General features: G+C 67.6%; 1 protein-coding gene. It reads left to right on the top strand.

What is annotated here, in order from left to right:
• Positions 1 to 244, top strand: a 244-nt coding sequence (locus FS507_RS20120) for a hypothetical protein (protein WP_222121482.1), incomplete at both ends; no start/stop codon positions are given.

The raw sequence follows: 244 nt of genomic DNA on the forward strand, positions 1-244 counted from the left end.
GTTATAGTGTTGATGGAGGGGAAGGGCTATCTCGACTGGCGGAGGGAGGATGGTGTGGTGGATGGGGTTGACGTGGTAGGGTTGGAGGAGATGGAGGAGGGTGGAGTTGTGGAGAGCAGAGGGGGGAAAGGGGGGGTAGGGGGGTGGGGGGAGAGGGGGATGAGGAGGAGGGGTGGGACGCCGGTCCGGAGGAGGGTGTGGGGGTGGGGGTGGGTGAAGGGGTGGTGGGGGGGGGTGGGGGGGG

Source organism: Corynebacterium glyciniphilum AJ 3170 (genome assembly GCF_007673095.1).
Classification (GTDB): Bacteria; Actinomycetota; Actinomycetes; order Mycobacteriales; family Mycobacteriaceae; genus Corynebacterium.